Raw genomic sequence first — 26717 nt, forward strand, 5'->3', positions numbered from 1 at the left:
ACGATTCCGGAGCTATCGGATATGGCCGGATCGGCAAGTCCGTAAATCTGGGGATTGACTTGTGCCGGCTGCGCACCCGTCGCATCCACCGCAAACGCGCGTCTGACGTGAACGAAAACGTGATGCCGGAATGCCTCACGGCCCGGTTCGTGATGGACCGCTTCTGCTGTCGGGTGTACCCTTGCGGCATGAGCGGCGGCGACGGGCCGGCAGGCGCTCAGGCCCGGCCGCTTCGCTTCATTCGACCACTTCTGAAAGGAGCTGGACGATGACGACCGCACCAAGCATCCCGCATTCCGCCGAGACAATCGGCCCGGACATCCGCCGGATCGGCACTGCCGATCTCGTCGCCTGCCTGAAGGCCGGCATCGCCGATTTCATGGCCCGGCCGACCCATTACGCCTTCCTGTGTCTCGTCTACCCGCTGATGGGCTTGGCGATCGGCGTCTGGGCGGCGGGTCAGGACATCCTGCCGCTGATCTTCCCGCTGGTCGCCGGGTTCGCCCTCATCGGCCCGGTCGCGGCGATCCCGCTCTACGAGATCAGCCGGCGGCGCGAGCGCGGGCTCGACGCAAGCTGGTCGGACGCCTTCGAGGTGCTGCGTTCGCCGGCACTGCCCTCGATCCTCGGCCTGGCCAGCCTGTTGCTGCTGATCTTCGCGGCCTGGCTCTATGCGGCCCAGGCGATCTACATCTGGCTCTATGGCAGCCTGTTCGTGACGACGTCCTACGGCGCGTTCCTCGGCGAGCTGGTCACCACCACACGCGGCTGGACGCTGATCGGCGTCGGCAATCTGGTCGGCCTCGGCTTTGCGCTCGTGACGCTGGCCATCACCGTGGTCTCGTTTCCGCTGCTGCTCGACCGGCATGGCGGCGTCGCCGAAGCGATGGCAACCTCCGTGCGGGTGATGCTGCACAATCCCGGCACAGTGCTTCTGTGGGGCCTGATGGTCGCTGCGCTGGTCTTCGCCGGCTCGCTGCCGCTGCTGATCGGCCTGCCCATCGTGCTGCCGGTGCTGGGCCACGCCAGCTGGCACCTCTACCGCCGCGCGGTGGCGCCAGCCGGCGGCTGAGCGCAGCGGGCGGCGCTACGAAACCGCTGCGACTGCCCTTTCGCTGATGGCAGTCGCTTCGCATCCCGTGCCGGAGAAGGCGAAGACCTCCATGTCCTCGCCGACGCCGCGCAGCGGGAAGCTGCCGAGGCTTTCCAGGGCCGAACTGCAGCTCGCCCGCTCGGCGAAGGCCCGCGACAGGAGCACCGGCCGCTGCACCGTCTTGGTCAGGTTTTCCAGACGCGCGGCGGCGTTGACCGCCGGGCCGATGACGGTGAAGTCCAAACGGTTGCGCGAGCCGATATTGCCGTACATCACGTCGCCGACATGGATGCCGACGCCATAGCGCAACGGCTCGCGGCCGGCCGCGACATGGGCGGCGTTGAGGACATCCATCGCCTGCTGCGCTTCGGCCAGCGCCTTCAGCAGGTCGTCGCAGGCGGTCGGCCGGTCGAGGGGGAAGATCGCCAGCAGGCCGTCGCCGATGAATTTCAGGATCTCGCCGCCATGGCGCTCGACCGGCTCGCAGATCGCGTCGAAATAGCCGTTCAGAAGCTCGATCACGTCGTCGCGCGGCCACAGCTCGGAGATCCTGGTGAAGTCGCGAAGGTCGCAGACCATGATCGCGCCGGCGACCGTCGTGCCGCTGCCCCGGGTGATGGCGCCGGCGAGAATCTGGTCGCTGGCATGGGGGCCGACATAGGTTTCCAGGAGGGTGCGCGCGAGCCGGTTCTTCAGCCGGATCTCGCTGACCAGCGCGAAGGCCGGCAGGAGGTCGGCAAGGAAGGCGAGATCGGCATCGGAAAAGCCCTCCGGCGCATCGCTGGCAAACGACACCACATGGCGCCGGCCGAAAGTGTGCTCCAGCGGCCAGGCGACATAGTCGGTCATGCCCTCGGCACGCAATTCACCGAACAGCGAGTATTCGTCGGCGGCCGCCGGCTCGCGGGCGAGGCGCAGGCGCACTTCGCTGGCGCCGCCATGGACCGCGGCGATGGGGCTTTCGAGATATTCCGCCGTTTCCAGCGCGCCGTGCTGATAGGTCTGGATGTCGGCATCGGGCGTATTGCGGCGCCACAGGATCCGCGCGCCCAGCCATTGCGGATGGTGGATGCGGAAATGCACCGTGGCGCGGGCCACCGGCAGCCCGCCCGCCCGCAGGCGGTCGCAGAGCTGCTGGAAGATGTCGTCGATGAACCGCTCGTCCTGGGTCTCGCGCACCAGCCAGTCGAGAAGCCGCGTGCGATGGAGCGGCCAGGTCCCGGTGTCGCAGGAATCGAACCGGCCTGCAGAGCGAGTGGGCTCCATCGTCATGTCCTCGAATGTCTGGCGCTGATACCGTTGGAATGGGGATGCCAGCGCCGCGGCGCAAGAGCGCCCGGACGCCGCCGCCGGTAGTGTTGCCGGCCGGCACCGGCGGCCTCTGTCGTGGGGCCGCACCACGGTTCGGCGGCTCGAGCCCTGGAATTCTGGGACATGGATGCGGGACGCGGAGGCATTGCCGCGACCGCCGCCACTGCCGATGATGACGGCGCAGCGTGAGACGTGGATGCGGTGAACGAACCGTCGCCCGCGCGTCGCACAGATTCTCGGCGTCGCGGCAATCGCGCCGGCGCACCGGAAACCGGGAGTGACAACGCGTGTCCGAATTTCGTCGCGGGGCCCTCCGCCTTGCCCTCTGCACCATCGTGATTGCCGGATCCTTCGTCTCCGCGCCGGCCGGCCAGGCCGCTTCAACGATGGCCGCGCCTGTTTCGGCGGACACCCCGGTCCGCATGGCCGTCAACGGGACGCGGGAGATGGCCGAGCGTCGCTGCGGCTGGCTGGCCAATCCGACACCGGCGAATTTCTGGCTGACGGATGCCGACGGCACGTGGACCCTCTCCGAACAGGGCCGCGATCTCGGCAACCGGTTCCACGACATCTCCTGGCCGGAATTCGCCGCCGACCAATGGGTCGAGACGAACGGCTCCTACGGCTATGGATGTGCCTGTTTCGACGGGGTCGTCGATCACCGCAGCGCCATCGTGGTGCGGATCGACCGGCTGCAGCCGCGACCTCTGAATGCCTGCCTCGCCGATCCCGCCCTGCCCTCGATCAACTGACAACCGGCACCGGCCGCCTCCAAGTCGGATTTCGGTCCGACGGCGCAACGGCAAGTCCCAGCTGAACAGGAGCCTTCCCATGCAGAAGAGAGTGTTCGCAGCGCTGTTCGGCGCCGCCCTTTGCGCGTCGCCGGCACTCGCCGACGAAGCCTGGGTTCTCCCCGGCGGCAACGAGGTTACCTGGGACGACGATGTCAACGGCGTCTCTGTGCTCAGCTATCCCGTCGGCCGCTCGCGCGAGCGGGTGCGCCTCTATGTTCCGGGCCTGTCTGCCGCGATCGACGATCGTGGCACCTTCCACGGCTACTGGATCGGTCCCAGCGGCGATTCCGACTGTGCCGCAACCCTGACCGGCCCCGACGGGACCCGGTCTGCGGCGTTCGGCCAGGCCATCATCACCTTCGACCAGCCCAGCTTTCCTTCCGGATGGTCTGTGCTGATCGGCCAGTGCTTCGACCCGCCCTCGGACGAGATGCGGGCGGATGCGATCTACGGCAACTAGATCGTCGTGCCGCGCAATTGAGGCGCAGTGTTCCGGCACCGGGCTGCAAGGATGGACGTGCAGGCCAAAGAGCGGGATGGACAGGCATTCCGCAGGCGCAGCTGCCAGCCTAGACCTTCCGAGACCGGATCGTACCGGCTCAAACTGTTCCCGTGCCGCGACGCGGCATTCGTAGCCAGTCCCCAATCGAACGAGGCGACGATCCATGACGACCATCATCCGCAGCATTCTCGTGGTCGCCGGCCTGGTGCTGGCGTCGCCCGCGGCCGCGCAAGGCATCGTCGACGAATTCTGCACGACCATCACCGAGAACGACAAGTCGGCCTCCGACGGCTTCCAGTTGACGGATGCGGCCTCGATCCTGCGTCAGGATCGGGCCAACTTCCACAAGTTCGGGTATCGTGACCGCGGCGACCGGGGTGACCGCACGTTCGGCTCGAGCAGTGCCCGCGCCCAGATCCCGGCCATGCTCGACAATGGCCAGACCGACCCCAGCGTTCTGCGCGCCATCGTCCGGGGAACCCCGCGCATCTGCGTCGAGGTCTATCCCGGCTATCTCTACGTCTACGTCAATTGACAATCGCGGCTGCGCCGGCGGCTGGCGCCAGATGTCCACTTCAACAGGTATCCAACCGATGAAATCCGTCACGATCTGCGCCGCGGCCATTCTCGCATCGACCTTCTATGCGAGCGGTCCCGCCTGGGCACAGGCGCTCGATCCGTGGTGCGAGCAGCAGGCCCGGCTGACCTGCGGCGACCGGAACGGCGCCCTGAGCATGACGGACTGCAGCAACGAGCCGGATTTCTGGTCCGCTGTTCCGAACGAATGCGTCGGCGATCTGCAGACCATGGTGGAGATGGAACGTGAAGCCGGCGGCGTCAGCGGGACAGCATTCGCAGCCGCCGGCACGATGATCGGGTTTTCCTATGGCGGCGTGCTGCGCGAAGGGCCGGGGATGGATTTCCGCAGGATCGCCTCGCTGCGAGACGGCGACGAGATCGAAATCCTGGAAGACACCGGGATCTGGTTCGACGGCTACAAATGGTTCCGGGTCGCCACGGCGCGCGGCACCGGTTTCCATTGGGGCGGCATCTTCTGTCACGAAGGCCGCGCCAACGTCGACGGCATTCTGTCGAGCTGCAACTGAACCGCGACATCCGGCGCGGGCCATTCGGGCCACGCCGCCGATCGATCCCTGCCTGAAGGCCTCCGTATGAACCGTCCCGTCCTGATAGCCGCCTGTCTCGGTTTTGCGCTCCTGGTCGGCGCCACGTCGATCGTCCTGGCCGACACGCTCGTCGCCACCAGCACCACGGCCATGGCGATCACCGGCGATGTCGAGATGGACGATTTCAGCATGGTCTTCGCCGACGGGACCCGCCTCGATTTCGATGAGCTGGTGGGCGACAGCTTCGTGGTGGACGGCGAACCCGTCAACGCTTCGGTCTATTCCGTCGCGGCGCCCATGGATCCGGTGCTGCTCAACGGGAACCGGCTCTGCGGCTCGGGACCGGTGACCTATGTCGCCAGCTGGGGCAGCGACAGCGACGTCGCGGTGGCCGTCTTCGACACCCAGGACATTCCCGGCAGCGACGCCGACATGTGCGCCCTCTACTATTATACCTACCCCAACTAGGCTTGCCGGTGCCGCCCCTCGCCGCGCGCAACCCCGCCCGACACAGTTGATGGGGCCGAACAAACCCTCAGCGCGCCGGGCTCTCGCCCGGCCGTTGGCGCTGACGACGCTCGCGCTCTACGGCCTCTATCTGACCGGCGAGTTCCTGGTTGCCGGCGCCCTGACCATGGCGTCCGACATCGGGTTCAGCGTACTGATGCTGGCCGCCTGCATCGCGCCGGTCGCCGGCCTTGCCGGGCTGGTCTTGGCGACATCCGGCCGGTTTCGCGGCGTTCTTCTCGGCCTTCTCCTGATCTGCGCGGCCGGTGGCGCCGCACTCGACGCCCATGCGCTGCATTTCGCGGCGCCGGACGGCCAGAACGCCATCGTCGTCGCCATGGTGGCCGTCTGGCAGTTCGTCCTCCTGATCCTCGCCGGCGCCGCGGCGCTGGTCTTTCGGCGCGTCACGCGTCGCCGGTCGGAAGCCGCGCGCTGAGCGTTCCGGCTACCGGTCCCCGACACCCTCCACGTCCCGATCGGTGCAGACCGGTCACCCCTTCGGCATTTCGCCTCTGAGCCATTGCGATTGAACGGATTTTCCCCTTAGACACGATGGGGGGACGTTGCATGAGGCGGGGAGTGACCGGTGTCGACGAGTGAGGATGGGCGCGCACGACCCGACGTTCCTGTCATGCGGTTTTCCAGCGACGCCTTCGCCCTGAAAGACCGTTTCGAGGCCTATCGCGATCTCTATGCCGGCGGCACCGAGGTCATCCGTCTCGGCGCCGGCTTTGCGGCGCAGTTCGAGGCGCGGCCGCTCGGCGAACTGGTCATCTTCGAGCGCTGGCTGAACAACGTCGCCCACGAACGGTCGGCGCAGCGGATCCGTCAGGACGGGTTCGAACATTTCGTCATGCAGCTCAACCTGTCCGGCGTGCTGGTCGTCGAGACAGCCGACGGGGCTACGACCGTCAAGCCCGGCGAGATCATCATCCTCGATACCGGGCGGCCCTACGGCAATCGCTGCGGGAACGCCCATGTCCTGACCTTCTCGGTGGCGCGATACGTCGTCGAGCGCGCCTATCTGGGTGGCCAGGATCTGCACGGCCGCATCCTGGGCGCCGAGCGCGGCGCGCTCCTGGCGGATTTCATGGCGTCGCTGACCCGCAATGCCCGCACGCTGCCGGCCGACGCCGTCAACGGCATGGTCGGCATCTTCTCCGAGCTTCTGATGATCACCCTACGCCAGGACGACGGCACCGCCAGCGCGGAGGCGCGGGGCAAGCTGAAGCTCGCCCAGGAGCTGATCGAGGAGGGGCTGTCGCGGCACGATCTCGACCCGGCCGTGATCGCCGCGAAGGCCGGCATTTCCCGCTCGCGACTCTACGAGATGTTCAAGACCCATGGCGGTGTCGCCAGCTACATCCGGCGGCGCCGGGTGCATCGCTTTCGTGCGCTGCTCAGCCAACGGCGCGACATGCGCAGCATCGCCGAACTCGCCTTCGCCTGCGGTTTTGCCAGCGAGAGCCATGCCAGCCGGACCTTTCGCGAGGTCTTCGCCATGCCGCCGGGGCAGTTCCGGCGACGCCAGGGTGGCCCGGCCTCGCTACCGACGGCGATGGCGGTGCCGGGACGCGACGGCTTCGCGCCCTGGGTCAGCTCGCTCAACATGCGGGCGCAAGCCGTCCGTTCATGAACCCTGACATGCGGGCGGGGCCGAACGGGGCGTGGAACCTGGCGCTCGCTCTGGCCATGGTGCATCTGGTCTCCTCGCTCGACCGGCATCTCCTCAGCCTCGTCCTCAGTCCGATCAAGACAGAGCTCTCACTGAGCGATACCCAGCTCGGATTCCTGCACGGCACGGCCTACGTCCTGCTCTATGCCGCCGCGATCGTCCCGCTCGGTTACCTGGTCGACCGGTTCGACCGGCGCCGCATCATCCAGGCCGGCATCCTCGCCTGGACCGTCGGGACGGCCGCCTGCGCGCTGGCGCAATCCTATCCGCAACTGGTGCTGGCGCGCATGCTGGTCGGCCTCGGCCAGGCGGCGCTCGTGCCGGCCGCGACCAGCCTTCTCGCCGACAGTTTCGCCGGCCGCGGGATCGGCAAGCCGATCGCCGTCTTCACCTCCGCCGCGACGTTCGGTCGGGGACTGGCACTCCTGGGCGGCGGCGCGGCGCTCGGCTGGATCGGCCTGTGGGCTCCCGGCAGCCCCTTGGCGAGCCTTGCGCCCTGGCGCACTCTGCTGCTCCTTTCGCTGATCCTCAACCTCGTCGCCTTCGCCTGGCTTTCGGCGATGGACGAGACGCCGCGCAGCCAGGGCAACGCGCCCCGCCCGCCGGGAATATTCGCCGCCGCTGCCGGCCGCTGGGGAACTTATCTGGCCTATCTGGGCGCCTCGGCAGCAGCGATCCTGCTGGTCCAGGTCACGGCGGCCTGGGGGCCAACGCTGCTGGTCAGGGGCTTCGACCTGACCCCGGCCGCAAGCGGTCTGCTGTTCGGCCCGATCGTGGTCGGCTTCGGCCCGGCGGGAAACGTCTTCGGGGGCTGGGCGATCGACGCGCTGACACGGCAGGGGGTGCGTGCCCCTTCGGCCTGGGCCGCGGTCATCGCCCTGCCCGCGGCGCTGTTCGCCGGCGCGGTCTTCTGCCTCTCGGCCGACCTCGTTGTCGCGCTCTGCGCGCTGGCGGCGATCACCTTCTGCCTCGGCTTCACGACGCCGGCCGGGCTCGTGGCGATCCAGCGGATGACGCCACCGGGCCTGCGCGGCCGGGCCACGGGCCTCTTCGTCCTCATCGTCACAATGGTCTCGCTGGGGCTCGGGCCGCTGACGGTCGGATGGTTCAGCGACCATGTCTTTACCGGCCCTGCCGGCCTGCGCCAGGCGATCCTCGCCGTCCTCGCCCTCGGCGCCCTGCTCGGGACGCTCTCGGCGCTTCAGGCCGCCAGGCTCGAGCGCCTGGCGGGAACGGACCTGCCGGATGATGCCGGCGCGCGGAAACTCCGCGCCTGAAAGCTCGGCGCGACGCCAGAGGTCCTATGTTCCGCGTGGTCGCACCGATCCGTCCCCAGCCCTTGCAGCGGAATCCGCGTCACCGCCTCCTGCCCGCCTTCCGCCGCGCCAGAACCTGTGCTGCGAACCCCTTGAGATCGATGTCCGGGGCCGGCGGGAGGCCGAAGAGGTGGCGGTCGAGCCGGGCGAACGCGGGGCCATGCGCGATGCGTACGCCCTTCGGCAGCGCCATGGCAGCAGTCCGGGCGGCGCGGGCGTCGTTGCGGGCGGCGGCCCGGCGAAGCGCCAGGGCGTTGCGGTCCGGCAGGAACCGGCGCAGGCGGCGGCCGATCTCGGCGGGCGAGACCAGGCGCCGGCCCGGCAGCGCCAGGAGCAGCACCGCGAAACAGGCTGAAAGCCCCGCGAGAAGCGGTGCATTGCGGGCGATGAGGCCGGACCAGCTGCTGGCCTCGGGCTCCTCGGCGATCGCGGCGAAGGCGATGCGCTGGGATTTCAGCACCGCGTCGCGCATTTCCCGCGTCGTGGTATCGAACCAGGGAATGTGAAAGGCCTCCAGCCAGCCCGGCTGCGAGGAGACCGGCCGCATGCGCCATTGCCAGACGACAGTGGACACCGGTCCGTTCTCGGTTAGTTCGACGCTGCGGCTTTCGGGTGCGATGAAGGAGATCAGCCAGGGCGCGATCATCTTAGGCGGCGGCGGTAGCGAGCCGGGCGGCACCCCTTCGGCGACGATCGTCACGGTGCGCGTCGCGGTCTCGCCATTGGCCAGCATCGCGGGATCCATGTCCCATTCGTCGCTGTAGCTCAGCGAACGGGCTGGCAGCCACCAGCCGCCCTCGGTGGCCGGGCGCGGGACGGCGGTGATGGTGACGGGCTCGGAGACGACATTGTGGACAAAGCGCTCGCCATTGTTGGCGACCAGCGTCAGCCGGTGGGCGAAGGCACCCACGGTCAGGTCGCCGCCGCGTTCGGGGAAGATCGCCAGCCGCCGCTCGAAGACGGTCAGCTGGCGGCCGTCGATGCGTTGGGTCGTCCAGCTGTCGCGGCCAAGCTGCATCCAGGAGAAATTGCGCAGATCCGGCTGAACCAGCGTCTCCAGCGCGATGGTCACGTCGTAGAGGCCGCGAATGGTGACCAGCACCATCTCGTCCTCATAGGGGGCCGCCGGCATCGCATCGACCACCACGGCCAGCCGCGCGTCGCGCGCCGACACCTGCGGCGCCGCGCCGGCGGGTCCAGCCGCGGCGAAGAGGAGCAGCGACAGGGTAAGAAGCCGTCCTACCATGCGGTGTCCTCCGGCGGGTTGGCGAGGCCAAGATCCTGCCGGCGCTGATGCTCGGCGCGCAGCCGCAGCTTCAGAAAGGCGCCAGGATCGTCGGGCAGCGTCGTCAGCCAGTCTTCGCTGGCGACGACGCCCTGGCCGGTGCGCGGCCGCACGACGGAGCGCTGCTCGGCGAGTGTGAGCGCTTTGGGCACGTCGCGCTTGGTCGGCTGGGCGGCGGCGTCCTCAGCCTCGATATTGGCGGCGATGCCGTCGATGTCGTTGGACTCACCCACCACCGGGTCGATGCGGGCTGCGACGAGGGCGCGGTTGAAGCGGGCGTCGGCATCGGACGGATCGGCGAACAGCACCGCGTCGAAGTAGGCGACGGCCTCCGCGTAGCGGCCGAGCGCGGCAAGCCCGACGCCGCGATTGTAGGTGGCTTCGGAGCCGGCCTCGCGAAATGCCAGATCGGCTTCGGCGTATCGGCCCGCACGGTAGAGCGCGACGCCGCGCACCGCCGGCTCGGTGGTCAGGCTGGCGGCCAATCCCGGCAGGCCAGTGGAAAGCGCCAGCCGGCCGAAGGCAGCGGGGCCGGCGGCGAGCGCTGCGGCCGTGGCCACAACAAGCGCGAGGAATGGCAGGACCCAGCGCCGCATCACACGCTCCTGCGGAACAGGGCGAGCGCCGGAAACAGCGCCAGCACGAGGAGATAACGGCCATAATCGGTGTAGTGCAGCACCGCGTAGTCGCCTTCCGCCAGAGCATCGGAGCGACGCCGGCCAATCCCCTCCGCGACGGCGAGCGGCGCGGTGGCGTCGGCGAAGAAGCCGCCCCCGGCGGCGGCAAGACGCTCCAGCCCCGCCGGATCGGGCGGCGGCATGTCGCCGGGGCGCTGGCTCGGCGCGACATGGATCGCCGATACGAAGGCGCCCTCGGCGCGCAAGGCCGTCACCTCGTCGAAGGCGGCGGGGCCTAGCCCCTCCCCGTCGGTGACCAGCACGACGTCGGCGCGCAGGACCTGCGCCTCCGCCAGGGTGCGGCGTGCCAGCGCCAGCGCCCGGTCGCTGCGGCTGCCGGGGTCGGGCACCGTCTCGCCGTCGAGGACGGCGACGATGGAGCCGAGCGCCCCGGGATCGGTGGTGAAGGCCGTCGCCACATAGGCTTCGCCCGCATAGACGATGAGGCTGACGGGCCGGGTGCCGGCCCGCTGCAGGACAAGCTGCGCGGCGGCTTCGGCGTCGTCGAGGCTGCCGCCCTCGGCGATGGAGCGTGACAGGTCCATCGCGACGACGATGCCGTCGAGATTGCGGAAGGTGGGCGCGCCGCTGTCGCGCTGGGCGGGGCCGACGAGGGCCAGCGCCACCAGGCCGGCCACGGCGATGGGCAACCAGGCGTGGCGGGCACTGCCCGGGACCAGCCGACCCAGCCGCGACAGCGCCGCCATCAGGGCCGGATCGACGGCGCGCTCCCAGCCGGCCAGCCCGCGCGACCGGCGGGCGAAGACGACGCCGGCCACGAGGGTCAGCACCAGGACCGCCAGCCACCAGGGCCGCAGCAGCAGAAGATCGCCCGGCAGGCTCATGCGCCGCGCCTCCATCCGATGACGAGACCGAGCGCGCAGAGAAAGCCGAGGCCGGCCGGCCAGATCCAGTAGGACTTGTAGATTTCGGCCGCAGGCCGCTCGAAGGCGCTGGTCTCCAACGCGTCGATGGCGCGCGCCACCTGCCGCAGATCGTCGGTGGTGCGGACCCGGAAGGTCTCGCCGCCGCTGGTTTCGGCGATGGCCCGCAGGGTCGCGGTATCGACGGCGTCGCGGGACTTGGGATCGGTCTCCAGATCGGCCGGGCCGAGGGCGATGGTGTGGACGCGGATGCCGAGTCGCTCGGCCAGCGATCCGGCATCGCGCGGCTGGACGGCGCCGGCATTGTTGACGCCGTCGGACAACAGGACGACGACGCGCGAGCGCGCATCGGAGCGGGCGAGCCGCTTCAGGGCGAGGCCCAGCCCGTCGCTGATCGCGGTGGAACGGCCGGAAATGCCGATCGTCGCCTGGTCGATCAGGCGACCCACCGCCTCGACGTCGAAGGTCAGTGGTGCGGCGAAATAGGCGGTCTCGGCGAAGATCACCAGCCCGACACGATCGCCGGCCCGGGCGCGCACGAAATCACGGGCCACCGCCTTCACCGCGTCGAGCCTTGAGACGGTTCTGCCGTCGAGGACGAAATCCTCCTGCTCCATGCTGCCCGACAGGTCGATGGCGAGGACGAGGTCGCGGCCGCTCGCCGGCAGGGCCTCGACCGCTTCGAGCTGCTGCGGGCCGGCCAGCGCCACGACCAGCGCGATCCAGGTGAGCGCCGGCAGAAGCTGGCGGACGCGGGCGCGCATGCCGTCCGCCGCCCCGGTGGCCAAGCGCGCCGCGATGGAGCCGGGCACGACCAGCGCGCCGGTCGCGGCCTGGCGCGGCAGCAAAAGCAGCAGCGCGGCGAGGGGCAGCGGCAACAGAAGCAGGGCGTAGGGGGTGGCGAAGCTCCACATGGTCATGCCCTCGCCCGCAAGCGCCGGCGGCCGCGGGCCATCGTCAGGATCGCCGCGTCGATGGCGTCGAGGTCGGGCGTCGTGCCCGGCCGGTAGAGCGAGGCACCGATGTCTTCGCGCAGGATTGCGCCGGAATCGGGCCTGGTGCCTTGCCTCGCCGGCGCGGCGTCGCGGCGCAGCCGGTCGATCAGCGCCGCCTGCCGGAACAGGCGATCCTCGGCCGGCAACAGGCGCGCCGCGGCAATCTCGCGCCGAGCCATGGTGAGGGCGGTGTCGCGTCGGCGGGTGACGAGATGCAGCAGCGCCAGGAGCAGGAGCCCGGCGAGAATGCCGAGCGCCGCCGCAGCCAGCACTTCGGATCTGTCGAAGGCGGCGAAATCGGCGGGCAGCCGCACCGGGCGCAGCCGGGCGACGAGATCAGGATCGGTCGACATCGTCGCGCTCCAGAGCCTCGGCCATCCTGTCGTATTCGGCATCGGCCGCCACGATGCGCACCTCCGCGCCGAGCCGTTCCAGCCGCTCGCGGCGCAGATCGGGTCTGGCGGCCGTATCGGCGCCCGACACGAAGGCCCAGCGCAGGCCTGTCAGCCCGGCCGGCGCATCGCCGGAGAGGAACGGATAGGCGCCGCGCGGCGGGGTCTCCTCGAACGCGTCGCGCACGAGGATCGTGACGATCCGCGCCCGGCGGCGCAGGGCCAACGCCAGACCGTCGAAATCCGTGCCCGGCACGTCGAGGCCGGTGGCGAGAAACAGCGTGCCGCCCCGCGGCACCAAGCGGCCGGCCGGTTCCAGCAGCCGGTCGAGCGGCGCATCGTCGAGATGGCCGGCGGCGGCGCGATCGACCGCAATCGCATGGGCGCGGGCGAGACCGCCGGCGATCGCGGCCATGCACTTCTCGCGGGCCTGCGGCGCGACATAAGCCGGCTCACCGAGGCCGAGGGCCAGCATTCCGACCCGGCCGCCCGCCTGAACGACACGCCATCCGGCCAGCATCAACGCGTCGGCAGCGGCGACCGAGCGCAGGCGCCGGCGGGTGCCCCAAAGCATGGCCGGGCGGAAATCGGCGACGAGCAGCGCCGTTTTCTCGCGCTCGTCGCGGAAGGTGCGCACATGCGGCCGGCCGGTGCGGGCCGTCGTCGCCGCGTCGAGATGGCGGCTGTCGTCGCCCTCGGAGAAGGGCCGCACGTCGACGATCTCCAGCCCGTTGCCGCGGCGCTTGCCGGCAAAGCCGCCGGGCCGGCCGGTCGGCGCCAGCCGCTGCTCGGGAATGTGCCGAACGTAATGGCGCAGCCGGAACAGCGCGTCGGCATCGACGGCGATGCCGGCATGGTCCGCCGGCGGGACGATGCGGCTCATCAGAGCGGCTGGACGAGGTCGACGAGCCGGGCGACGAGATTGCGCGCCGTGACGCCGTCGGCCGCGGCCCGCCAGGTCGGCACGATGCGGTGGGCGAGAATGTCCGGGGCGAGCTCGCTCACATCCTCCGGCACGGCGTAGTCGCGGCCGCGCAGATAGGCGCGGGCCTTGGCAGAGGCCGCCAGCGCCAGCGTGCCGCGCGGCGACACCGGATGCTCGATCGCCTTGCGGATGTCGGGGGCCGGCTGGTCCTCGCGCGTCGCCATGACGAGGCGCACGATGTAGTCCTTCAGGGCCGGCGCCAGATGCACCTTCGCGGCCGCCTGCCGGGCCGCGACGATCGCCGCGCTGGTCACCGGATGCGGCATGGCCGCCTCGGTGCCGCTCGCCTCGCGCTCGACGAGGTCGAGGATGGCGAGCTCGGAGCGGGCGTCGGGCATGTCGACGAGAACATGCATCAGGAAGCGGTCGAGCTGAGCCTCGGGCAGCGGAAAGGTGCCCTCGTGCTCGATCGAGTTCTGGGTGGCGACCACCATGAAGGGATCGGGCAGCGCATAGGTCGTACCGCCGGCGGTCACCTGCCCCTCGGCCATCGCCTCAAGCAGGGCCGACTGCACCTTGGGCGGGGCGCGGTTGATCTCGTCGACGAGGACGAGGGAATGGAATACCGGGCCCTGGACGAATTCGAAGACGCCCTTTTCGGGGCGGAAGACCTGTGTACCGGTGAGGTCGGCCGGCATCAGGTCGGGCGTGCACTGGATGCGCGAGAAGGGGGATTCCAGCCCGTCGGCCAGCCGCTTGACGGCGCGGGTCTTGGCGAGGCCGGGGGCACCCTCGATAAGGAGATGGCCGCCGGTCAGGAGCCCGATCATCAGCCGTTCGACAAGGGGCTGGTGGCCGATCAGGCCGGTCTCGACGGCCCGCTGCAGGGCCGAGAGGGCATGGGCGCCGCCGCCATCCGGCCAGTCGTTCGACAGAGCGGGTTCGGCGTCGCGCGAGACCGCGGTTGCATCCTGCATGGCACTCATATCCCGATAGATTCACGTCGGCGCCGCGGGCCGGTGCCACTCCACCCGGACGCCGGCACTATGTCGGATGCGTCGCGTCTTGGGTAGGGCATCACGCCCGGCCGCACACAGGCAATTTGCCCGATCGATCGCGCCCCCCCTTGCGGCGGGGCTCCGGCTTGGGCCTGATCGTCGGATCGACAGGGGGAGCGTTCGCCATGAGCCTGATGATGGGGCTGATCCTGCGGCTCTTCGGCGTCGCCTGCGTGTGCCTGGCCGGCGCGATCGTCTATGTCGTCGCCGATACCCAGGCGGCGATCCGGACCGAGCTGAAGGCGACCGAGGCCCGCGTCGCCTTCCAGCTCGAGCGCATCTACATGCTGGGCAGCGGCGGCGTGGAATCGACCCATATCGCCCGGCGCTCCATCGAGATCGTCTCGGTGATGACCCCCGGCACCTGTGTCGCCTTCACCGAGCGCGACGGCGGGACGCGCCGCTTGTGCTCGGGCTGGAACGCCTTCGGCTCGGTCGCCCCGGGCTGGTTTCGCGCGGCGCTGGCCGCAGGCTTCCGGCATCCGGCGGCGCTCGAACGCGAGGTGCGCATCTTCGGCGAGGACGGACGGCGGCTGCGCACCAGCTTTGATCCGGTTGCCGCGGCCACGCGGATCTGGCAGCAGGTGCGGATCGCGGCGGCGCTGGCGCTGGCGCTGGCGGCCGCGATGATCGCCCTGTCGAGCCTGGCCATCGCCCATGCGCTGCTTCCCGTGCAGGCGATCGTCGACGGGCTGAAACGGCTGGAGATGGGCGATATCGGCAGCCGCCTGCCCTCCTTCCGCACCGCCGAGTTCCGCCGCCTCGCCATCGCCGTCAATCGCCTCGCCAGCCGGCTGGAACGCTCTACCGCCGAGCGCGCGGCGCTGATGCGCAAGCTGTTCGAGGTGCAGGAGGACGAGCGGCGCACGCTGGCCCGCGAACTGCACGACGAGTTCGGCCAGTGTCTGACCGCTGCCGGCGCCATGGCCGCGTCGCTGGAGGCGGCCTCGCCGGCGGGCCGCGACGACATCGCCGAGGACGCCCGCGCGATCGGCCGCATGGTGAAGCGGATGATGGCGACCCTGCGCGGTGCCTTCGTCCGGCTGCGGCCGCCCGACCTCGATCAGCTCGGCCTCGAGCCGAGCCTGCGCACCATGCTGCATGGCTGGGAGGCGAGCCTTGGCGGGCGGACCCGTTTCGTCCTGGAAACCGAGGGCGATCTCGCCGGCCTCGACGACGCCGCGGCGCTGAACCTCTACCGGATCGTGCAGGAATGCCTGACCAATGCCGCCCGGCACGGCTCGGCCCGGCGGATCGTCGTCCGCGTCGTCCGCGACAGCGCCGGCGGCGCACCGGGCGTTGAACTGACCGTGATGGACGATGGCGGCGGACGGCCCGAGGCGCTGGAGCGTGGCACCGGCTTCGGCATCGCCGGCATCCGCGAGCGCATTGCGGCGCTGGGGGGCACGCTCTCCATCGGCGAGGCGCAGGGCGGCATCCGCGTGGCGGCGACCATTCCCACCGGGGCGCTGCGGCCATGAGTACCGCGCGGATCATGCTGGTCGACGACCATCCGATCGTGCGCGAGGGCTATCGCCGGCTGATCGAGCGGCGGCCGGGCTATGCGGTGGTCGCCGAAGCGGCGGATGCCGGCGAGGCCTATCGCCTCTACCGCGAGACGACGCCCGACATCGTGGTGATGGACCTGACGCTGCCGGGGCCCGGCGGGATCGAGGCGACGCGGCATATCCGGCAATGGGACGGCGCCGCCCGCATCCTGATCTTCACCATGCACCAGGGCTCGGCCTTTGCGCTGAAGGCCTTCGAGGCCGGCGCGTCCGGCTATGTGACGAAGAGCAGCGATCCGGCCGAACTGGTGCAGGCCATCGAGGCGATCCTCGCCGGCCGGCGGGCGATGAGCCCGGACATCGCCCAGGAGATCGCCGAGGAACGGGTCGAAGGCCGCGCGACGGCGATCGCCGATCTCAGCCCGCGCGAGACGGAGATCCTGCGCATGCTCGCCTCGGGCATGACCTCCGACGAGATCGCCGCCGGCCTCTGCCTCAGCGTCAAGACGGTCCAGAACAACCACTACCAGATCAAGGCCAAGCTCGGCGCGCGCACCGACGCCCATCTGGTCTGGGTGGCGATCGAGGCCGGGCTGGTCCGCCGCTAGCGCAGAACCTCGATCGCCGGGACGTCCGGCTCAGCCGGTGAGCTGGGTCGCCATGACGCCGACGATCAGCGCCGTCGAGGCGGCGCCGGGGTCGATATGGCCGAGCGAGCGGTCGCCGAGCCGGGCGGCACGGCCCTTGGAAGCCCGCATCGCCTTGGTCGCCTCGGCGCCCTCCTCGGCGGCCCGGGCCGCTGCCCGGAAGCACGCGGCCAGATCGTCGCCGCGCTCGGCCGCCTCGCCGATCGCCTCGGCCGCCGGCAGCCAGGCATCGACCATGGTCTTGTCGCCCCGCTCGGCCTTGCCGCGGTCCTGGATCCCCTTGGCCATGGCGCAGAACGCCTCGACCATGGCGTCGCGGTCGAGTTCCGGCTTGCCCTTGGCCGCCGCGCCGGCCCGCATGAAGGCGGTGGCGTAGAGCGGCCCGGAGGAGGCGCCGACGGCGTTGAGGAAGGTCTTTGCGGCGGTGTTGAAGACGATGGCCGGCTCGTTCTCGGCGGTGTCGAGCTGGCCCAGCGCCTCGCGAACGGCGGTGAAGCCGATCCCCATGGTGACGCCGTGGTCGGCGTCGCCGATGACGCCGTCCAGTTCCGACAGATGGTCCTTGTGTTCCTCGATGGCATCGGCGATCGCGACGAACATCGCGACGAGATGCTGGGTGGTGATGGTCATGGGCATGGTCCGTATCGGGTTGGCGGGGTCCGGCGAGGCTTAGCCAGCACGGAACATCGCACAATCGCAAGGATGGTCGAGAAGCTCGGTCAGCTCGTCGTCGAGCAGGATCAGCGTCACCGACATGCCGGCCATTTCGAGCGACGAGCAATAGGTGCCGACCCAGGTGGCGTGCACGTCGATGCCCTTGCGCTCGAGGCGCTCGTGCACCCGCCGGTTGATCACGTAGAGCTCCATCAGCGGCGTCGAGCCGAGCGAGTTGATCAGCACCGCGACCTTCGAGCCCTTCTTGGCCGGCATCTCGGCGAAGATCCGCTCCAGCATGTCGTCGGTGACGTCGTCGGCGGTGCGCAGCGGCTCGCGCGTGACGCCCGGCTCGCCATGGATGCCCATGCCGATTTCCATCTCGTCCGGGCCGATCTCGAAATTGTGCCGCAGGGTCTGGGGCAGCGAGCACGGCGCCAGCGCCACGCCGACGGTAAAGGTGTGATCGTTGGCCTTGCGGGCGACGCGCTCGCATTCGTCCAGCGACCACATGTGGTCGGCGGCCGCACCGGCGATCTTGAAGATGAAGAAATTGCCGGCAACGCCGCGGCGCTTCTCCTTCTGGTCGATCGGCGCCGAAGCGACGTCGTCGGTGGACAGCACCGTGCGGACCTCGATGTCCTCCATCGCCGCCATCTCGGCCGCCATGTCGAAGTTCATCACGTCGCCGGCGTAGTTGCCGTACATGTAGAGGACGCCGGCGCCGCCATCGACGGCCTTGGTGCATTCCAGGATCGGGTCCGGCGGCGGCGAGGCGAAGACGTTGCCGATGGCGCAGGCATCGGCAATGCCCTTGCCGACGAAGCCGACGAAGGACGGCTCGTGGCCAGAGCCGCCGCCGATGACGATCGCCACCTTGTCCTTGCGCGGGCCGTCGACGGCGATCACCGAGCGCGGGCTGTGTTCGAGCTGGCGCACATGTCTGGGATGCGCCTTCACGATCCCGTCCAGCATCTCCTCGATGATGTTCTTCGGGTCGTTGATGAGCTTCTTGGTCTTCACTGGATTGCCTCCCTGTAGCTGTGTGCGTCTGGTTCCTCGCAGGGCGCCGAGCGACTCGGGCACCCCCTCCGCCTGCAGAATGCTGTGCGCCGTGGCCGCGTCGGTGATCAGGATATTCGCATAGCCCCCGCGCAAAGCCGCCAGGATCGCCGGCACCTTGCGCGCCCCGCCGGCCACCGCGATGCGCACCTTGATCGCGCTGATCTCCTCCAGCGTCAGCCCGATGGTGCGCGCATCCAGCGGCGCGCGCACCGGCACGCCGCGATCGTCGATGAAGCGACCGGCAACGACGGCCGTCGCCCGGTGAAAGGCCGGATGGGACAGCTCCTCCTGACGCACCAGCCCGCTGGCGTGGATCGTGCTGTCGGGCCTAGTCGAGCAGATGCCGAAGACCACCTTGTCGGCCCGCCGCGCCATGTCGAACTGCTCGCGCAGCTGGGGCTCGTCCATCAGCACGTCGCGGACCGCGGCGCTGGAGACGACGGCCGGCGCGGTGATGTTGATCGAGCGCGCGCCGAGTGCCGTGGCCAGTTGCGAGGCGCAGAGTTCGGGCGTGAAATCCACCGGCGCCGAAGTGCCGCCGGTGAGCTGGATCACCGACAGGTCCGGAACCCGGCCCGGGCCCATGCGCCGCGCCAGCGCGATCATCGTGCGGCCCCAGGCGATGCCCAGCGTGTCGCCGGGCCGGATCAGCCGCTGCAGCACCCGCGCGCCGGTCTCGCCCAGCCGCTCGTCGAGGCCCTGGTCGGTCTCGGCGCTGGGAATGACGATGCAGTCGCTGAGATTGAAGCGGTCCTTCATCGCCTGGGCGATCATCAGCTCGCTGAGCCGCGATGTCTCCATCGACAGGGTGACGATGCCGCGGGTGCGCGCCTCGGCCAGATAGCCGTTCACGGTCGCCCGCGAGACGCCCATCGCCATGGCGATCTCGTTCTGCGTCATGCCGTCGCGGGCATAGAGCCAGCCGGCCCACAACAGTGGATCGTCGCGGAACGGCAGCGGGACCGGAGTAGCCCCGGCAGTGGGCCGACCGGAGGCGTTCTTGCGCGCTATGGAGGTGTTCAAGGAAGCCATCTTGACATTTGTCTTATAGGATTTGAATATTGTCGCCAATAGGGTTTGCCAATCGCGATCCGACGGTCCTGGGAGGGATTCAGCCGTCGATGCCACGCGGTTGCACAGCAGCGCCGGAACGCCACGGGCCGCCGGCGGCCACTATTGCAACTGGGAGGAAACAGGCATGACGAATTCATTCGACAAACGGGCCGGCTCCGGACTGATGGTCCCGCGCCGCAGCCTTCTGAAAGGCGGCGCCGCCCTCGGGCTGTCGACCGTCCTCGGCGCCCCCTTCATCAACCGACTGCACGCCCAGGAGAGCCATCCGCTCGCCGGCCAGTCGATCGAGATGAACATTCTCGGCATCGCCGGCTGGGTGCCGTCGTCGCTGGGCGTGAAGATGTCGCCGCTCTTCGCCGAATATGTGAAGGAGAAATATGGCTACGACGTCTCCTTCAACTTCCAGGAAGCCCCCTTCGCCGACCTGTTCCAGAAGGCCGCGACCTCGCTGGTCACGCGCAGCCAGGAATTCAACATCATCATTTCCGACAGCCAGTGGCTCGGCGCGCTCGCCCAGCCGGGCTGGATCCTGCAGCTGAACGACGTCATCGCGCAGAACCCGGCGCTCGACATCGACTGGTACTCGAAGACCGTCGTCGACACCTACATGACCTATCCCGACGGCAGCCAGAACATCTGGGGCCTGCCCCAGGAGGGCGACGTCGAGGCCCTGTTCGTGCGCAAGGACTGGCTCGACGATCCCAAGGAGCGCGAGGCGTTCAAGGCGAAGTACGACGTCGATCTGCCCTCGACCTTCGAGGACTTCGAGAACCTGACGATGGACGAGTTCGAGAAGGTCGCCGACTTCTTCACCCGGCCGGACGAGCAGCGCTGGGGCTTTGCCCAGCAGTACAGCCGCGTCTACGACTTCGCGACCTGCGCCTTCAACAACTTCCTGTGGAGCCGCGGCGGCGAATTGTGGGATGCCGAGACCGGCCAGGTCGAGGGCGTCCTCAACACGCCGGAGAACGCGGCCTCGCTGGAGGAATACAAGCGCTGGCTGAAATACTGCCCGCCGGGCGCCACCAATATCGGCATCGCCGAGGGCATCGACGTCTTCACCCAGGGCAAGGTCTTCGCGACCATCCAGTGGGCCGCCGTCGGCCCGGCGATGATCACCGAGGAACTGCAGGGCAAGGTGCTGGTCGTGCCGCCGCCCAAGCACAAGGCGCCGGGCGGCGAAGCCAAGCGGGTCTACTCCATGGGCGGCCAGCCCTGGGTGATCAACGCCTTCAACGACGAGCAGAAGATGCGCGTCGCCATCGACTTCATGAACTGGTGGTACCAGCCCGAGACGGCGCTGGAATTCGCCAAGCGCGGCGGCAATCCGTGCGACAAGGCGACCCTGTCGCGGGACGATTTCGACGACATCAACCCGTGGAACCGCACCTACAAGTTCATGCTCGAGGACGGTCGTTCGCAGGACTTCTGGCATGACCCGAAATACTCGGAGATGCTGTCGGTCCAGCAGGAGGGCTATTCCTCCTTCGTGACCGGCCAGTCGACCGACGCCCAGGCGGTGATGGACTACATCGCCTGCGCCCAGCAGCAGATCCTCTACGATTCCGGCACGGCGAAAGAAGCGCCGTCCGACAGCTGCGCGATGACCTCGCTGTAAGCAGGTCCACCGATCGGCCGGACGCGGAGCCCTTCCGCGTCCGGCCATCCAGTTCCAAGATCGAGGCCCGATAATGCCCCCCGTCCAGCAGCGTCGGCGGCCCTTTGCCCGCCTGTTCGACAACCGCGCCACGCTGATCCTCACGCTGCTGGCGCCGGTGATGATCTTCTTCATCGTGTTCAATACGATCCCGACGCTGTGGCTGCTCGGCCTGTCCTTCTACAATTTCTCGCTGACCAGCGGCATGCCGCCGGACTTCGTCGGCTTCCGCAATTTCTTCGCCATCCTCGCCAGCAAGAACGGCATCTGGTTCGACCTGTCGCGGACCTTCACCTTCGTGCTGTGCGGCGTCACCATCCAGACCCTTCTCGGCGCCATGCTCGGCTTCCTCTTCTGGGGATCGAAGGACATGCCGGGCCGGCGCATCGCCCTGACGCTGCTGTTCGCGCCGATGGTGCTGACGCCGGTGGCCTCGGGCACCTTCTTCCGCTTCATCTACGACCCGACCTTCGGCGTGCTGAACTATCTCGGCCGGGCGCTGTTCGACAGCGGGCCCATCGACTTCCTCGGCAATCCCGAGCTCGCGTTCTGGGCGGTGCTGGCGGTCGATTGCTGGATGTGGACACCGTTCATGACGCTGATGACGCTGGCCGCGCTCGGCTCGGTGCCCAAGGCCGAGCTGGAGGCCGCCGAGATCGACCGCGTGCCGTTCCTGCGGCGCCTGACCCTGGTCATCTGGCACCACGGCAAGTTCATCATGATGCTCGGCATCCTCCTGCGCACCATCGACAGCTTCAAGACGCTCGACCTGATCATCCCGATGACCAAGGGCGGGCCCGGCCAGACCACCCGGCTGGTGGCGCTAGAGCTGAACAAGCAGGCCTTCGAAAGCTTCAACATGGGCTGGTCGTCGGCCTATGCCGTCCTTCTCCTCCTGATATCGATCGCCATGACCAGCGCCTTCATCTTCGTGCTCAGCCTGCGTCGCCGTCGGGAGAACGGAGCATGAGCCGCCTGCGCGAATGGCTGTACTACGCCGCCCTGTGGCTGATCGCGCTGATCTTCTTCGCGCCGATCGCCTGGATCGTCATGTCGTCCTTCAAGACCCGCAGCGACATCCTGGCGATGCCGCCGAAGCTGTTCTTCAAGCCGACGCTCGACAACTACGTCGACCTGTTCAATCGCGGCGAGATCTTCCTGCAGATCGCCAATTCGGTGGTGCTGTCGATCGGCGCCGTGCTGATCGCCGTCGTCGTGTCCTTCCTGGCCGCCTTCTGCTTCTCGCGCTTCCGGCCGAAGGGCACCGACTTCCTGATGTTCCTGCTCCTGTCGATCCGCATGCTGCCGGGACCGGCGGTGATCCTGCCGGTCTTCCTGATGTATGTCGCCTTCGGCTGGAAGGATTCGCATCTCTGGCTGATGCTGTTCTACGCGATGTTCTCGATCCCCTTCTCGGTGTGGATCCTGAAGGGCTTCCTCGACGGCGTGTCGACACGCTTCGACGAGACCGGCATCGTCAATGGCGGCTCGTGGTTCCACGTGATCTTCAAGGTGGTGATGCCGCAGGTCCGGCCCGGCCTGATCGCCGCCTTCATCTTCAACCTGATCTTCGTGTGGAACGAATATCTCTTCAACTTCATCATCGGCGGCGTGAATACCCAGAACATTCCCTACGCCCTGTCGGTCGGAACCTATTCCGACGGCGGCGTCAACTGGACGTTCATTTCCACCATGACCTCGGTCTACATCATCGTGCCGGTGGTCTTCATCTACATCTTCCAGAAATATCTGCTGGTCGGGATGACCTTCGGCACCGTGCGGGGAGAGGTCTGAGCATGAAAGCCACCCGCACCTTTCCCGAACGGCTGGAAACGATCCTGATCTTCGGGCTGCTCGCCGGCATCCTGATGATCGCCCAGCGCTACAATCTTATGGTCTACAAGGTCGGCCTGTGCGTGCTGGTCGCCTCCACCCTCCTGCAGATCGCCGTCGGCAACCTGCGCAAGGACGCCTCGGCCGGGGCCAGCCTGTTCTTCATCCTCAAGGTCCTCCTGGTCATCGCGGCCGTGTTCTCGGTCGGCATCCTGATGGTCCCGACATTCTCGCAACTCGGTCGCTGATCTCCATGTCGCTGCAGTTCCAAGGCATCACCAAACGCTACGGCAAGACCGTCGCTCTCGACGCGCTGACCCTCGACGTCGCCCCGCAGAGCTTCACCGTCCTGTGCGGCCCGCCCCAGTCCGGCAAGTCGACCCTGTTCCGCATCCTCGTCGGGCTGGAAAAGCCTGATGCCGGGCAGATCCTTTTATCGGGCCGCGACATCGTCGGCGATCCGCCGGCCGAGCGGCCGATCGGCTACGTGCCGCAGAACTTCGCGCTCTACCCGCACCAGACGGTGGCCCAGAACATGGCCTATCCGCTGACGCTGGCGCGCTTTCCCAAGGACGAGATCGCCGCCCGGGTCGACCGCACCGCCGGCATCCTGTCGATCACGCATCTCCTCGCAAAGACGCCGGACCAGCTCTCGGGCGGCGAAAAGCAGCGCGTCGCCGTGGCGCGCGGCCTCCTGAAGGATGCCCAGATCTTCGTCCTCGACGATCCGCTGGTCGGCCTCGACTACAAATTGCGCGAACGGCTGATGGACGAGCTGAAATCGCTGCGCGAGGAGCTGAACGCCACCTTCCTCTATGCCACCTCGGATTCGCTGGAGGCGCTGACCATGGCGCAGCGGCTGGCCGTCCTCGACCAGGGCCGGGTGATCCAGGATGGCGAGGTGACCGCGGTCTATCACCAGCCGTCCCAGGCCCGCTCGCTGGACCTTATCGGTTTTCCCAACGCCAATCTCTATCCCGGCAGCGTCGCCGACGGCACGGTGACGGCGGGGCCGTTGCGCCATCCCGCCGCCGGCCTTGAAGAGGGCAGCGCGGTGATTGCCGGCATCCGGCCGGAGCATGTGCGGCTGAACCCGGAGGGCGACACCGCCGGCACGATGCAGGCGCGGGTGACGCTGGTGGAAAATCTCGGCGGCGAGGCGGTGGTCTATCTTGATCTCGACGGCCACTCCCTGACCAGCGCGATCCCGCTGTTCGATCGCGCCCCGCCCGAATTCGACAGCACGGTCGGCGTGCGGATCGACCCGGCCGACATCCTGCTGTTCGACGGCACCAGCGGGCAGCGTCTGGCAGGTTCGCGATGACCGTGTCGCAGGCCCAACGCGTTCGAGCAGGACAGAACATCCATGGCTGAAATCGTCATCGAGCACGTCACCAAGCGCTTCGGCAGCTTCACCGCCGTCGACGACGTCCACATGACCTTCGCCGACGGCGAGGTCGCCTGCCTGCTCGGGCCCTCCGGCTGCGGCAAGACCACGCTGATGCGCATGCTGGCGGGGCTGGAACGCCCGAGCGAGGGCCGCGTCCTCTTCGGCGGACGCGACGTGACCCGGCTGCCGCCGCGCAAGCGCAATGTCGGCATGGTCTTCCAGTATCCGGTCATGTACCCGACCCTGTCGGTGGCCGAGAACCTGGAGCTGCCGATGCGCCACGACCGCAGCGTCTCGACCGCCGAGCGCAAGCGCCGCGTCGACGAGGTGCTGGACGTCCTCGACCTGCGACCGCTGGCCGGCGCCTTCATCGAGCAGCTCGACGCCGGCAGCCGCCAGAAGGTCGCCGTCGGCCGGGCCGTGGCCCGCCAGTCCGAGATCGTCCTGTTCGACGAGCCGACCACCAATGTCGAGGTCAACGCCAAGCTGCAGCTGATCCGCGCCTTCAAGCGGGTCACCAAGCGGCTGAAGCAGACCATCGTCTACGTGACCCACGACCAGACCGAGGCAATGACGCTGGCCGACCGGATCGCCCTGATGAAGGACGGCCGGATCATGCAGTATGACCGCCCGCAGGTGCTCTACGGCCAGCCGACCACCGAGTTCGGCGGCTGGTTCCTCGGCAATCCCGGCATGAACTTCATTCCCGCCGAACTCGACAGCCGCGGCATCCACGCCCCGATCCTCGCCGAACCGCTGCCGGCCCCGGCCAGCCCTCCCCGCGGCCAGCTGACCCTCGGCATCCGGCCCGAACTGGTGCGCATGACCGGCGCGCCGACCGAAGGCAGCGTCGGCGCCATCCTCGTCGACCAGGCGATCGGCATTGCCGGCCGCTATCTGACCAAGGCGAAGATCGGCGAGACCGTGGTCAAGGTGAACACCGACGGCCGCCCGCCGGCGGCGCTCGGCGGAGCCGTGCATCTGTCGGTGCCGCGCGACCGGCTGATGCTGTTTGCCGACGGCAACCGCGTCTCCTGACAGGGGAAGGGACGACCATGCGCTACGATGTCTCCGTCGTCGGGCTCTACATCCTCGACATTCTCGGCCGCCCCGTCAGCCGCATCCCGGATCGCGGCAATGTCGAATTCATCGACGAGATTCGTCTGACCGTTGCCGGTACCGCTGGCGGCGTGGTGGTCAACACCGCCAAGCTCGGCCTGAACAGCCTGGCCGTCGGCGCCGTCGGCAACGACGAGAAGGCCGATTTCGTCCTCGGCGCGATGGACCGGCTCGGCATCGACATCTCCGCCATGCAGCGGCTCGACGGAATCCCCACCTCGGCGACGATCCTGAACATCCGGCCGAATGGCGAGCGCCCGGCCCTGCACATGCGCGGCGCCTCGGACCATTTCGACGTTCCGCCGCGCCTCTACGACCAGATTTTCGACGCGCCGATCCTGCATCTGGGCGGCACCGGCCTCCTGAAGACCCTCGACGGCGAGCGCAGCCGGCTGCTCCTGGAAGAGGCCAAGCGCCGCGGCTGCACGGTGACCTTCGACCTGATCGCCGCCAGCGCGGAAACCGCCGGCCTGGTGCTGCCGCTGTTGCCGTCCATCGACTATTTCATGCCCTCGATCGAGGAAGCCCGCGACATGTCGGGCCAGACGTCGCCGGCCGACTGCGCCGCCTTCTATCTCGACCGGGGCGCGCAAACCTGCGTCTTCACCCTCGGCGGCGAGGGCGCCTATTACGCCGCCGCCGACGGCACGCGCCTGCATGTGCCGGCCTATGATATCGACGTGGTCGACACGACCGGCTGCGGCGATGCCTTCGACGCCGGCTTCATCACCGCGTTGACCCACAGGATGGACCCGGAAGCCGCCATCGATTTCGCCCAAGGCGTCGCAGCGCTGGTGGCCAGCGGCCTCGGCTCGGATGCCGGCGTCGTGTCCTTCGACCATACGAAGGAGCGGGTTGCAGCACTGCAGGCGGGGCGCCGCAAGGGCTGACGGCCCGAAGAAGGCCGGGCCCATCGCAGCGCTACCTCGGCCCGCCATGATGATCGCGGCGCGCGCGATCCGACCTGACGTCCCGCCCGTTGCCGTGCCATGCGGCTTGCACGCACGCGTCGGCGGTGCTTTATCTCCACCCGTTCTCAGGGCGGGGTGAAAGTCCCCACCGGCGGTATGCGGTGGTTGCCGCGAGCCCGCGAGCGCTCTTCGGCTTCGAAGGGATCAGCAGATCAGGTGCGGTGCCTGAGCCGACGGTCATAGTCCGGATGAGAGAGAACGTACGCAATGCGCGCCAGGCGAAAGCCTCGCGTATCCGCGTCCGTGATCGCCTTGGGT

At 68.7% G+C, this 26717-nt stretch carries 28 protein-coding genes and 1 riboswitch; of the genes, 18 read left to right on the forward strand and 10 right to left on the reverse strand.

Annotated elements, in window-relative coordinates; all coding sequences use genetic code 11:
* Positions 1-268: 268 nt before the first annotated feature.
* Entirely contained in the window at positions 269-1072 is an 804-nt protein-coding gene (locus SI859A1_RS18970) for a DUF2189 domain-containing protein (protein ID WP_009211287.1), read from the forward strand.
* Between the two features lie 15 nt (positions 1073-1087).
* Here SI859A1_RS18970 and SI859A1_RS18975 read toward each other — a convergent pair whose 3' ends face one another.
* A complete protein-coding gene (locus SI859A1_RS18975) occupies positions 1088-2365 on the reverse strand; it encodes an adenylate/guanylate cyclase domain-containing protein (RefSeq protein ID WP_009211288.1) in 1278 nt (425 codons plus the stop codon).
* A 425-nt stretch (positions 2366-2790) separates the two neighbouring features.
* Between SI859A1_RS18975 and SI859A1_RS18980 the strand changes: the two genes are divergently transcribed.
* From SI859A1_RS18980 to SI859A1_RS19015, 8 genes are all read left to right on the forward strand, one after another.
* Positions 2791-3156 carry a DUF4087 domain-containing protein gene (locus tag SI859A1_RS18980; protein WP_040326768.1) on the forward strand — a complete coding sequence of 122 codons (366 nt, stop codon included), beginning with the start codon at positions 2791-2793 and terminating at the stop codon, positions 3154-3156.
* 79 nt (positions 3157-3235) lie between these two features.
* The gene (locus SI859A1_RS18985) at positions 3236-3658 is read left to right on the forward strand and encodes a hypothetical protein (RefSeq protein ID WP_040326037.1); all 423 of its coding nucleotides are present in this window, start codon (positions 3236-3238) and stop codon (positions 3656-3658) included.
* Positions 3659-3863: 205 nt separating this feature from the next.
* Entirely contained in the window at positions 3864-4235 is a 372-nt protein-coding gene (locus tag SI859A1_RS18990; protein WP_040326038.1) for a hypothetical protein, read from the forward strand.
* A gap of 58 nt (positions 4236-4293) precedes the next feature.
* The gene (locus SI859A1_RS20515; RefSeq protein ID WP_050767607.1) at positions 4294-4806 is read left to right on the forward strand and encodes an SH3 domain-containing protein; all 513 of its coding nucleotides are present in this window, start codon (positions 4294-4296) and stop codon (positions 4804-4806) included.
* A 66-nt stretch (positions 4807-4872) separates the two neighbouring features.
* Positions 4873-5295: a hypothetical protein gene (locus tag SI859A1_RS19000; protein ID WP_050767608.1), complete on the forward strand. Its 423-nt coding sequence runs from the start codon at positions 4873-4875 to the stop codon at positions 5293-5295.
* 49 nt (positions 5296-5344) lie between these two features.
* Positions 5345-5770 (forward strand): hypothetical protein, encoded by a 426-nt coding sequence (locus SI859A1_RS19005; protein ID WP_148233898.1) that lies wholly within the window; start codon positions 5345-5347, stop codon positions 5768-5770.
* Between the two features lie 195 nt (positions 5771-5965).
* The gene (locus tag SI859A1_RS19010) at positions 5966-6970 is read left to right on the forward strand and encodes a helix-turn-helix domain-containing protein (RefSeq protein WP_040326040.1); all 1005 of its coding nucleotides are present in this window, start codon (positions 5966-5968) and stop codon (positions 6968-6970) included.
* Positions 6967-8286, forward strand: coding sequence for an MFS transporter (locus SI859A1_RS19015; RefSeq protein ID WP_081451443.1), 1320 nt, complete (start codon positions 6967-6969; stop codon positions 8284-8286). The genes SI859A1_RS19010 and SI859A1_RS19015 overlap by 4 nt, the downstream gene beginning before the upstream one ends.
* Before the next feature lie 79 nt (positions 8287-8365).
* On the opposite strand, the gene SI859A1_RS19020 is transcribed toward SI859A1_RS19015, so the two are convergent.
* From SI859A1_RS19020 to SI859A1_RS19050, 7 genes are read right to left on the reverse strand one after another with little or no spacing between them, the layout of a single operon-like run.
* Entirely contained in the window at positions 8366-9571 is a 1206-nt protein-coding gene (locus tag SI859A1_RS19020; protein WP_009211293.1) for a BatD family protein, read from the reverse strand.
* Entirely contained in the window at positions 9565-10206 is a 642-nt protein-coding gene (locus tag SI859A1_RS19025) for a tetratricopeptide repeat protein (RefSeq protein ID WP_009211294.1), read from the reverse strand. The genes SI859A1_RS19020 and SI859A1_RS19025 overlap by 7 nt, the downstream gene beginning before the upstream one ends.
* On the reverse strand, positions 10206-11132 hold the full coding sequence (locus SI859A1_RS19030) for a vWA domain-containing protein (protein ID WP_009211295.1): 927 nt from the start codon (positions 11130-11132) through the stop codon (positions 10206-10208). The genes SI859A1_RS19025 and SI859A1_RS19030 overlap by 1 nt, the downstream gene beginning before the upstream one ends.
* On the reverse strand, positions 11129-12091 hold the full coding sequence (locus SI859A1_RS19035) for a VWA domain-containing protein (protein WP_009211296.1): 963 nt from the start codon (positions 12089-12091) through the stop codon (positions 11129-11131). The genes SI859A1_RS19030 and SI859A1_RS19035 overlap by 4 nt, the downstream gene beginning before the upstream one ends.
* Positions 12088-12519, reverse strand: coding sequence for a hypothetical protein (locus tag SI859A1_RS20520; RefSeq protein WP_009211297.1), 432 nt, complete (start codon positions 12517-12519; stop codon positions 12088-12090). Before SI859A1_RS20520 ends, SI859A1_RS19035 begins: the two co-directional genes overlap by 4 nt.
* Positions 12503-13441, reverse strand: a complete 939-nt coding sequence (locus SI859A1_RS19045; RefSeq protein ID WP_009211298.1) for a DUF58 domain-containing protein — start codon at positions 13439-13441, stop codon at positions 12503-12505. Before SI859A1_RS19045 ends, SI859A1_RS20520 begins: the two co-directional genes overlap by 17 nt.
* Positions 13441-14460 (reverse strand): AAA family ATPase, encoded by a 1020-nt coding sequence (locus SI859A1_RS19050; RefSeq protein WP_050767612.1) that lies wholly within the window; start codon positions 14458-14460, stop codon positions 13441-13443. Before SI859A1_RS19050 ends, SI859A1_RS19045 begins: the two co-directional genes overlap by 1 nt.
* Before the next feature lie 206 nt (positions 14461-14666).
* Between SI859A1_RS19050 and SI859A1_RS19055 the strand changes: the two genes are divergently transcribed.
* The gene (locus tag SI859A1_RS19055) at positions 14667-16022 is read left to right on the forward strand and encodes an ATP-binding protein (RefSeq protein WP_009211300.1); all 1356 of its coding nucleotides are present in this window, start codon (positions 14667-14669) and stop codon (positions 16020-16022) included.
* Positions 16019-16657, forward strand: coding sequence for a response regulator (locus SI859A1_RS19060; protein ID WP_009211301.1), 639 nt, complete (start codon positions 16019-16021; stop codon positions 16655-16657). The genes SI859A1_RS19055 and SI859A1_RS19060 overlap by 4 nt, the downstream gene beginning before the upstream one ends.
* 30 nt (positions 16658-16687) lie before the next feature.
* On the opposite strand, the gene dhaL is transcribed toward SI859A1_RS19060, so the two are convergent.
* Together dhaL and SI859A1_RS21100 are read right to left on the reverse strand one after the other, a co-directional pair.
* Entirely contained in the window at positions 16688-17326 is a 639-nt protein-coding gene (dhaL, locus tag SI859A1_RS19065; protein ID WP_040326776.1) for a dihydroxyacetone kinase subunit DhaL, read from the reverse strand.
* Positions 17327-17365: 39 nt separating this feature from the next.
* Positions 17366-19447, reverse strand: coding sequence for a bifunctional sugar-binding transcriptional regulator/dihydroxyacetone kinase subunit DhaK (locus tag SI859A1_RS21100; RefSeq protein ID WP_009211303.1), 2082 nt, complete (start codon positions 19445-19447; stop codon positions 17366-17368).
* A 166-nt stretch (positions 19448-19613) separates the two neighbouring features.
* Between SI859A1_RS21100 and SI859A1_RS19075 the strand changes: the two genes are divergently transcribed.
* From SI859A1_RS19075 to SI859A1_RS19105, 7 genes are all read left to right on the forward strand, one after another.
* The gene (locus SI859A1_RS19075; protein WP_040326041.1) at positions 19614-21107 is read left to right on the forward strand and encodes an ABC transporter substrate-binding protein; all 1494 of its coding nucleotides are present in this window, start codon (positions 19614-19616) and stop codon (positions 21105-21107) included.
* Positions 21108-21180: 73 nt separating this feature from the next.
* Positions 21181-22116: a carbohydrate ABC transporter permease gene (locus tag SI859A1_RS19080; protein WP_009211305.1), complete on the forward strand. Its 936-nt coding sequence runs from the start codon at positions 21181-21183 to the stop codon at positions 22114-22116.
* Positions 22113-22940 carry a carbohydrate ABC transporter permease gene (locus SI859A1_RS19085; RefSeq protein WP_009211306.1) on the forward strand — a complete coding sequence of 276 codons (828 nt, stop codon included), beginning with the start codon at positions 22113-22115 and terminating at the stop codon, positions 22938-22940. The genes SI859A1_RS19080 and SI859A1_RS19085 overlap by 4 nt, the downstream gene beginning before the upstream one ends.
* 2 nt (positions 22941-22942) lie before the next feature.
* On the forward strand, positions 22943-23227 hold the full coding sequence (locus SI859A1_RS19090; protein WP_024350930.1) for a hypothetical protein: 285 nt from the start codon (positions 22943-22945) through the stop codon (positions 23225-23227).
* A 5-nt stretch (positions 23228-23232) separates the two neighbouring features.
* Positions 23233-24303: an ABC transporter ATP-binding protein gene (locus tag SI859A1_RS19095; RefSeq protein ID WP_009211307.1), complete on the forward strand. Its 1071-nt coding sequence runs from the start codon at positions 23233-23235 to the stop codon at positions 24301-24303.
* A 42-nt stretch (positions 24304-24345) separates the two neighbouring features.
* On the forward strand, positions 24346-25407 hold the full coding sequence (locus SI859A1_RS19100; RefSeq protein ID WP_009211308.1) for an ABC transporter ATP-binding protein: 1062 nt from the start codon (positions 24346-24348) through the stop codon (positions 25405-25407).
* Between the two features lie 17 nt (positions 25408-25424).
* A complete protein-coding gene (locus SI859A1_RS19105; RefSeq protein ID WP_009211309.1) occupies positions 25425-26378 on the forward strand; it encodes a carbohydrate kinase family protein in 954 nt (317 codons plus the stop codon).
* 138 nt (positions 26379-26516) lie between these two features.
* Positions 26517-26663, forward strand: a riboswitch (FMN riboswitch).
* The last annotated feature ends 54 nt before the right edge of the window (positions 26664-26717 follow it).

The organism is Aurantimonas manganoxydans SI85-9A1 (assembly GCF_000153465.1).
Classification (GTDB): Bacteria; Pseudomonadota; Alphaproteobacteria; order Rhizobiales; family Rhizobiaceae; genus Aurantimonas; species Aurantimonas manganoxydans.

Bases quoted from the DNA above. Each gene is read 5' to 3' on its own strand.
- SI859A1_RS18970 (WP_009211287.1), top strand. From the start codon at position 269: ATGACGACCGCACCAAGCATCCCGCATTCCGCCGAGACAATCGGCCCG.
- SI859A1_RS18975 (WP_009211288.1), bottom strand. From the start codon at position 2,365: ATGACGATGGAGCCCACTCGCTCTGCAGGCCGGTTCGATTCCTGCGAC.
- SI859A1_RS18980 (WP_040326768.1), top strand. From the start codon at position 2,791: ATGGCCGCGCCTGTTTCGGCGGACACCCCGGTCCGCATGGCCGTCAAC.
- SI859A1_RS18985 (WP_040326037.1), top strand. From the start codon at position 3,236: ATGCAGAAGAGAGTGTTCGCAGCGCTGTTCGGCGCCGCCCTTTGCGCG.
- SI859A1_RS18990 (WP_040326038.1), top strand. From the start codon at position 3,864: ATGACGACCATCATCCGCAGCATTCTCGTGGTCGCCGGCCTGGTGCTG.
- SI859A1_RS20515 (WP_050767607.1), top strand. From the start codon at position 4,294: ATGAAATCCGTCACGATCTGCGCCGCGGCCATTCTCGCATCGACCTTC.
- SI859A1_RS19000 (WP_050767608.1), top strand. From the start codon at position 4,873: ATGAACCGTCCCGTCCTGATAGCCGCCTGTCTCGGTTTTGCGCTCCTG.
- SI859A1_RS19005 (WP_148233898.1), top strand. From the start codon at position 5,345: ATGGGGCCGAACAAACCCTCAGCGCGCCGGGCTCTCGCCCGGCCGTTG.
- SI859A1_RS19010 (WP_040326040.1), top strand. From the start codon at position 5,966: ATGCGGTTTTCCAGCGACGCCTTCGCCCTGAAAGACCGTTTCGAGGCC.
- SI859A1_RS19015 (WP_081451443.1), top strand. From the start codon at position 6,967: ATGAACCCTGACATGCGGGCGGGGCCGAACGGGGCGTGGAACCTGGCG.
- SI859A1_RS19020 (WP_009211293.1), bottom strand. From the start codon at position 9,571: ATGGTAGGACGGCTTCTTACCCTGTCGCTGCTCCTCTTCGCCGCGGCT.
- SI859A1_RS19025 (WP_009211294.1), bottom strand. From the start codon at position 10,206: ATGCGGCGCTGGGTCCTGCCATTCCTCGCGCTTGTTGTGGCCACGGCC.
- SI859A1_RS19030 (WP_009211295.1), bottom strand. From the start codon at position 11,132: ATGAGCCTGCCGGGCGATCTTCTGCTGCTGCGGCCCTGGTGGCTGGCG.
- SI859A1_RS19035 (WP_009211296.1), bottom strand. From the start codon at position 12,091: ATGACCATGTGGAGCTTCGCCACCCCCTACGCCCTGCTTCTGTTGCCG.
- SI859A1_RS20520 (WP_009211297.1), bottom strand. From the start codon at position 12,519: ATGTCGACCGATCCTGATCTCGTCGCCCGGCTGCGCCCGGTGCGGCTG.
- SI859A1_RS19045 (WP_009211298.1), bottom strand. From the start codon at position 13,441: ATGAGCCGCATCGTCCCGCCGGCGGACCATGCCGGCATCGCCGTCGAT.
- SI859A1_RS19050 (WP_050767612.1), bottom strand. From the start codon at position 14,460: ATGCAGGATGCAACCGCGGTCTCGCGCGACGCCGAACCCGCTCTGTCG.
- SI859A1_RS19055 (WP_009211300.1), top strand. From the start codon at position 14,667: ATGAGCCTGATGATGGGGCTGATCCTGCGGCTCTTCGGCGTCGCCTGC.
- SI859A1_RS19060 (WP_009211301.1), top strand. From the start codon at position 16,019: ATGAGTACCGCGCGGATCATGCTGGTCGACGACCATCCGATCGTGCGC.
- dhaL (WP_040326776.1), bottom strand. From the start codon at position 17,326: ATGACCATCACCACCCAGCATCTCGTCGCGATGTTCGTCGCGATCGCC.
- SI859A1_RS21100 (WP_009211303.1), bottom strand. From the start codon at position 19,447: ATGGCTTCCTTGAACACCTCCATAGCGCGCAAGAACGCCTCCGGTCGG.
- SI859A1_RS19075 (WP_040326041.1), top strand. From the start codon at position 19,614: ATGACGAATTCATTCGACAAACGGGCCGGCTCCGGACTGATGGTCCCG.
- SI859A1_RS19080 (WP_009211305.1), top strand. From the start codon at position 21,181: ATGCCCCCCGTCCAGCAGCGTCGGCGGCCCTTTGCCCGCCTGTTCGAC.
- SI859A1_RS19085 (WP_009211306.1), top strand. From the start codon at position 22,113: ATGAGCCGCCTGCGCGAATGGCTGTACTACGCCGCCCTGTGGCTGATC.
- SI859A1_RS19090 (WP_024350930.1), top strand. From the start codon at position 22,943: ATGAAAGCCACCCGCACCTTTCCCGAACGGCTGGAAACGATCCTGATC.
- SI859A1_RS19095 (WP_009211307.1), top strand. From the start codon at position 23,233: ATGTCGCTGCAGTTCCAAGGCATCACCAAACGCTACGGCAAGACCGTC.
- SI859A1_RS19100 (WP_009211308.1), top strand. From the start codon at position 24,346: ATGGCTGAAATCGTCATCGAGCACGTCACCAAGCGCTTCGGCAGCTTC.
- SI859A1_RS19105 (WP_009211309.1), top strand. From the start codon at position 25,425: ATGCGCTACGATGTCTCCGTCGTCGGGCTCTACATCCTCGACATTCTC.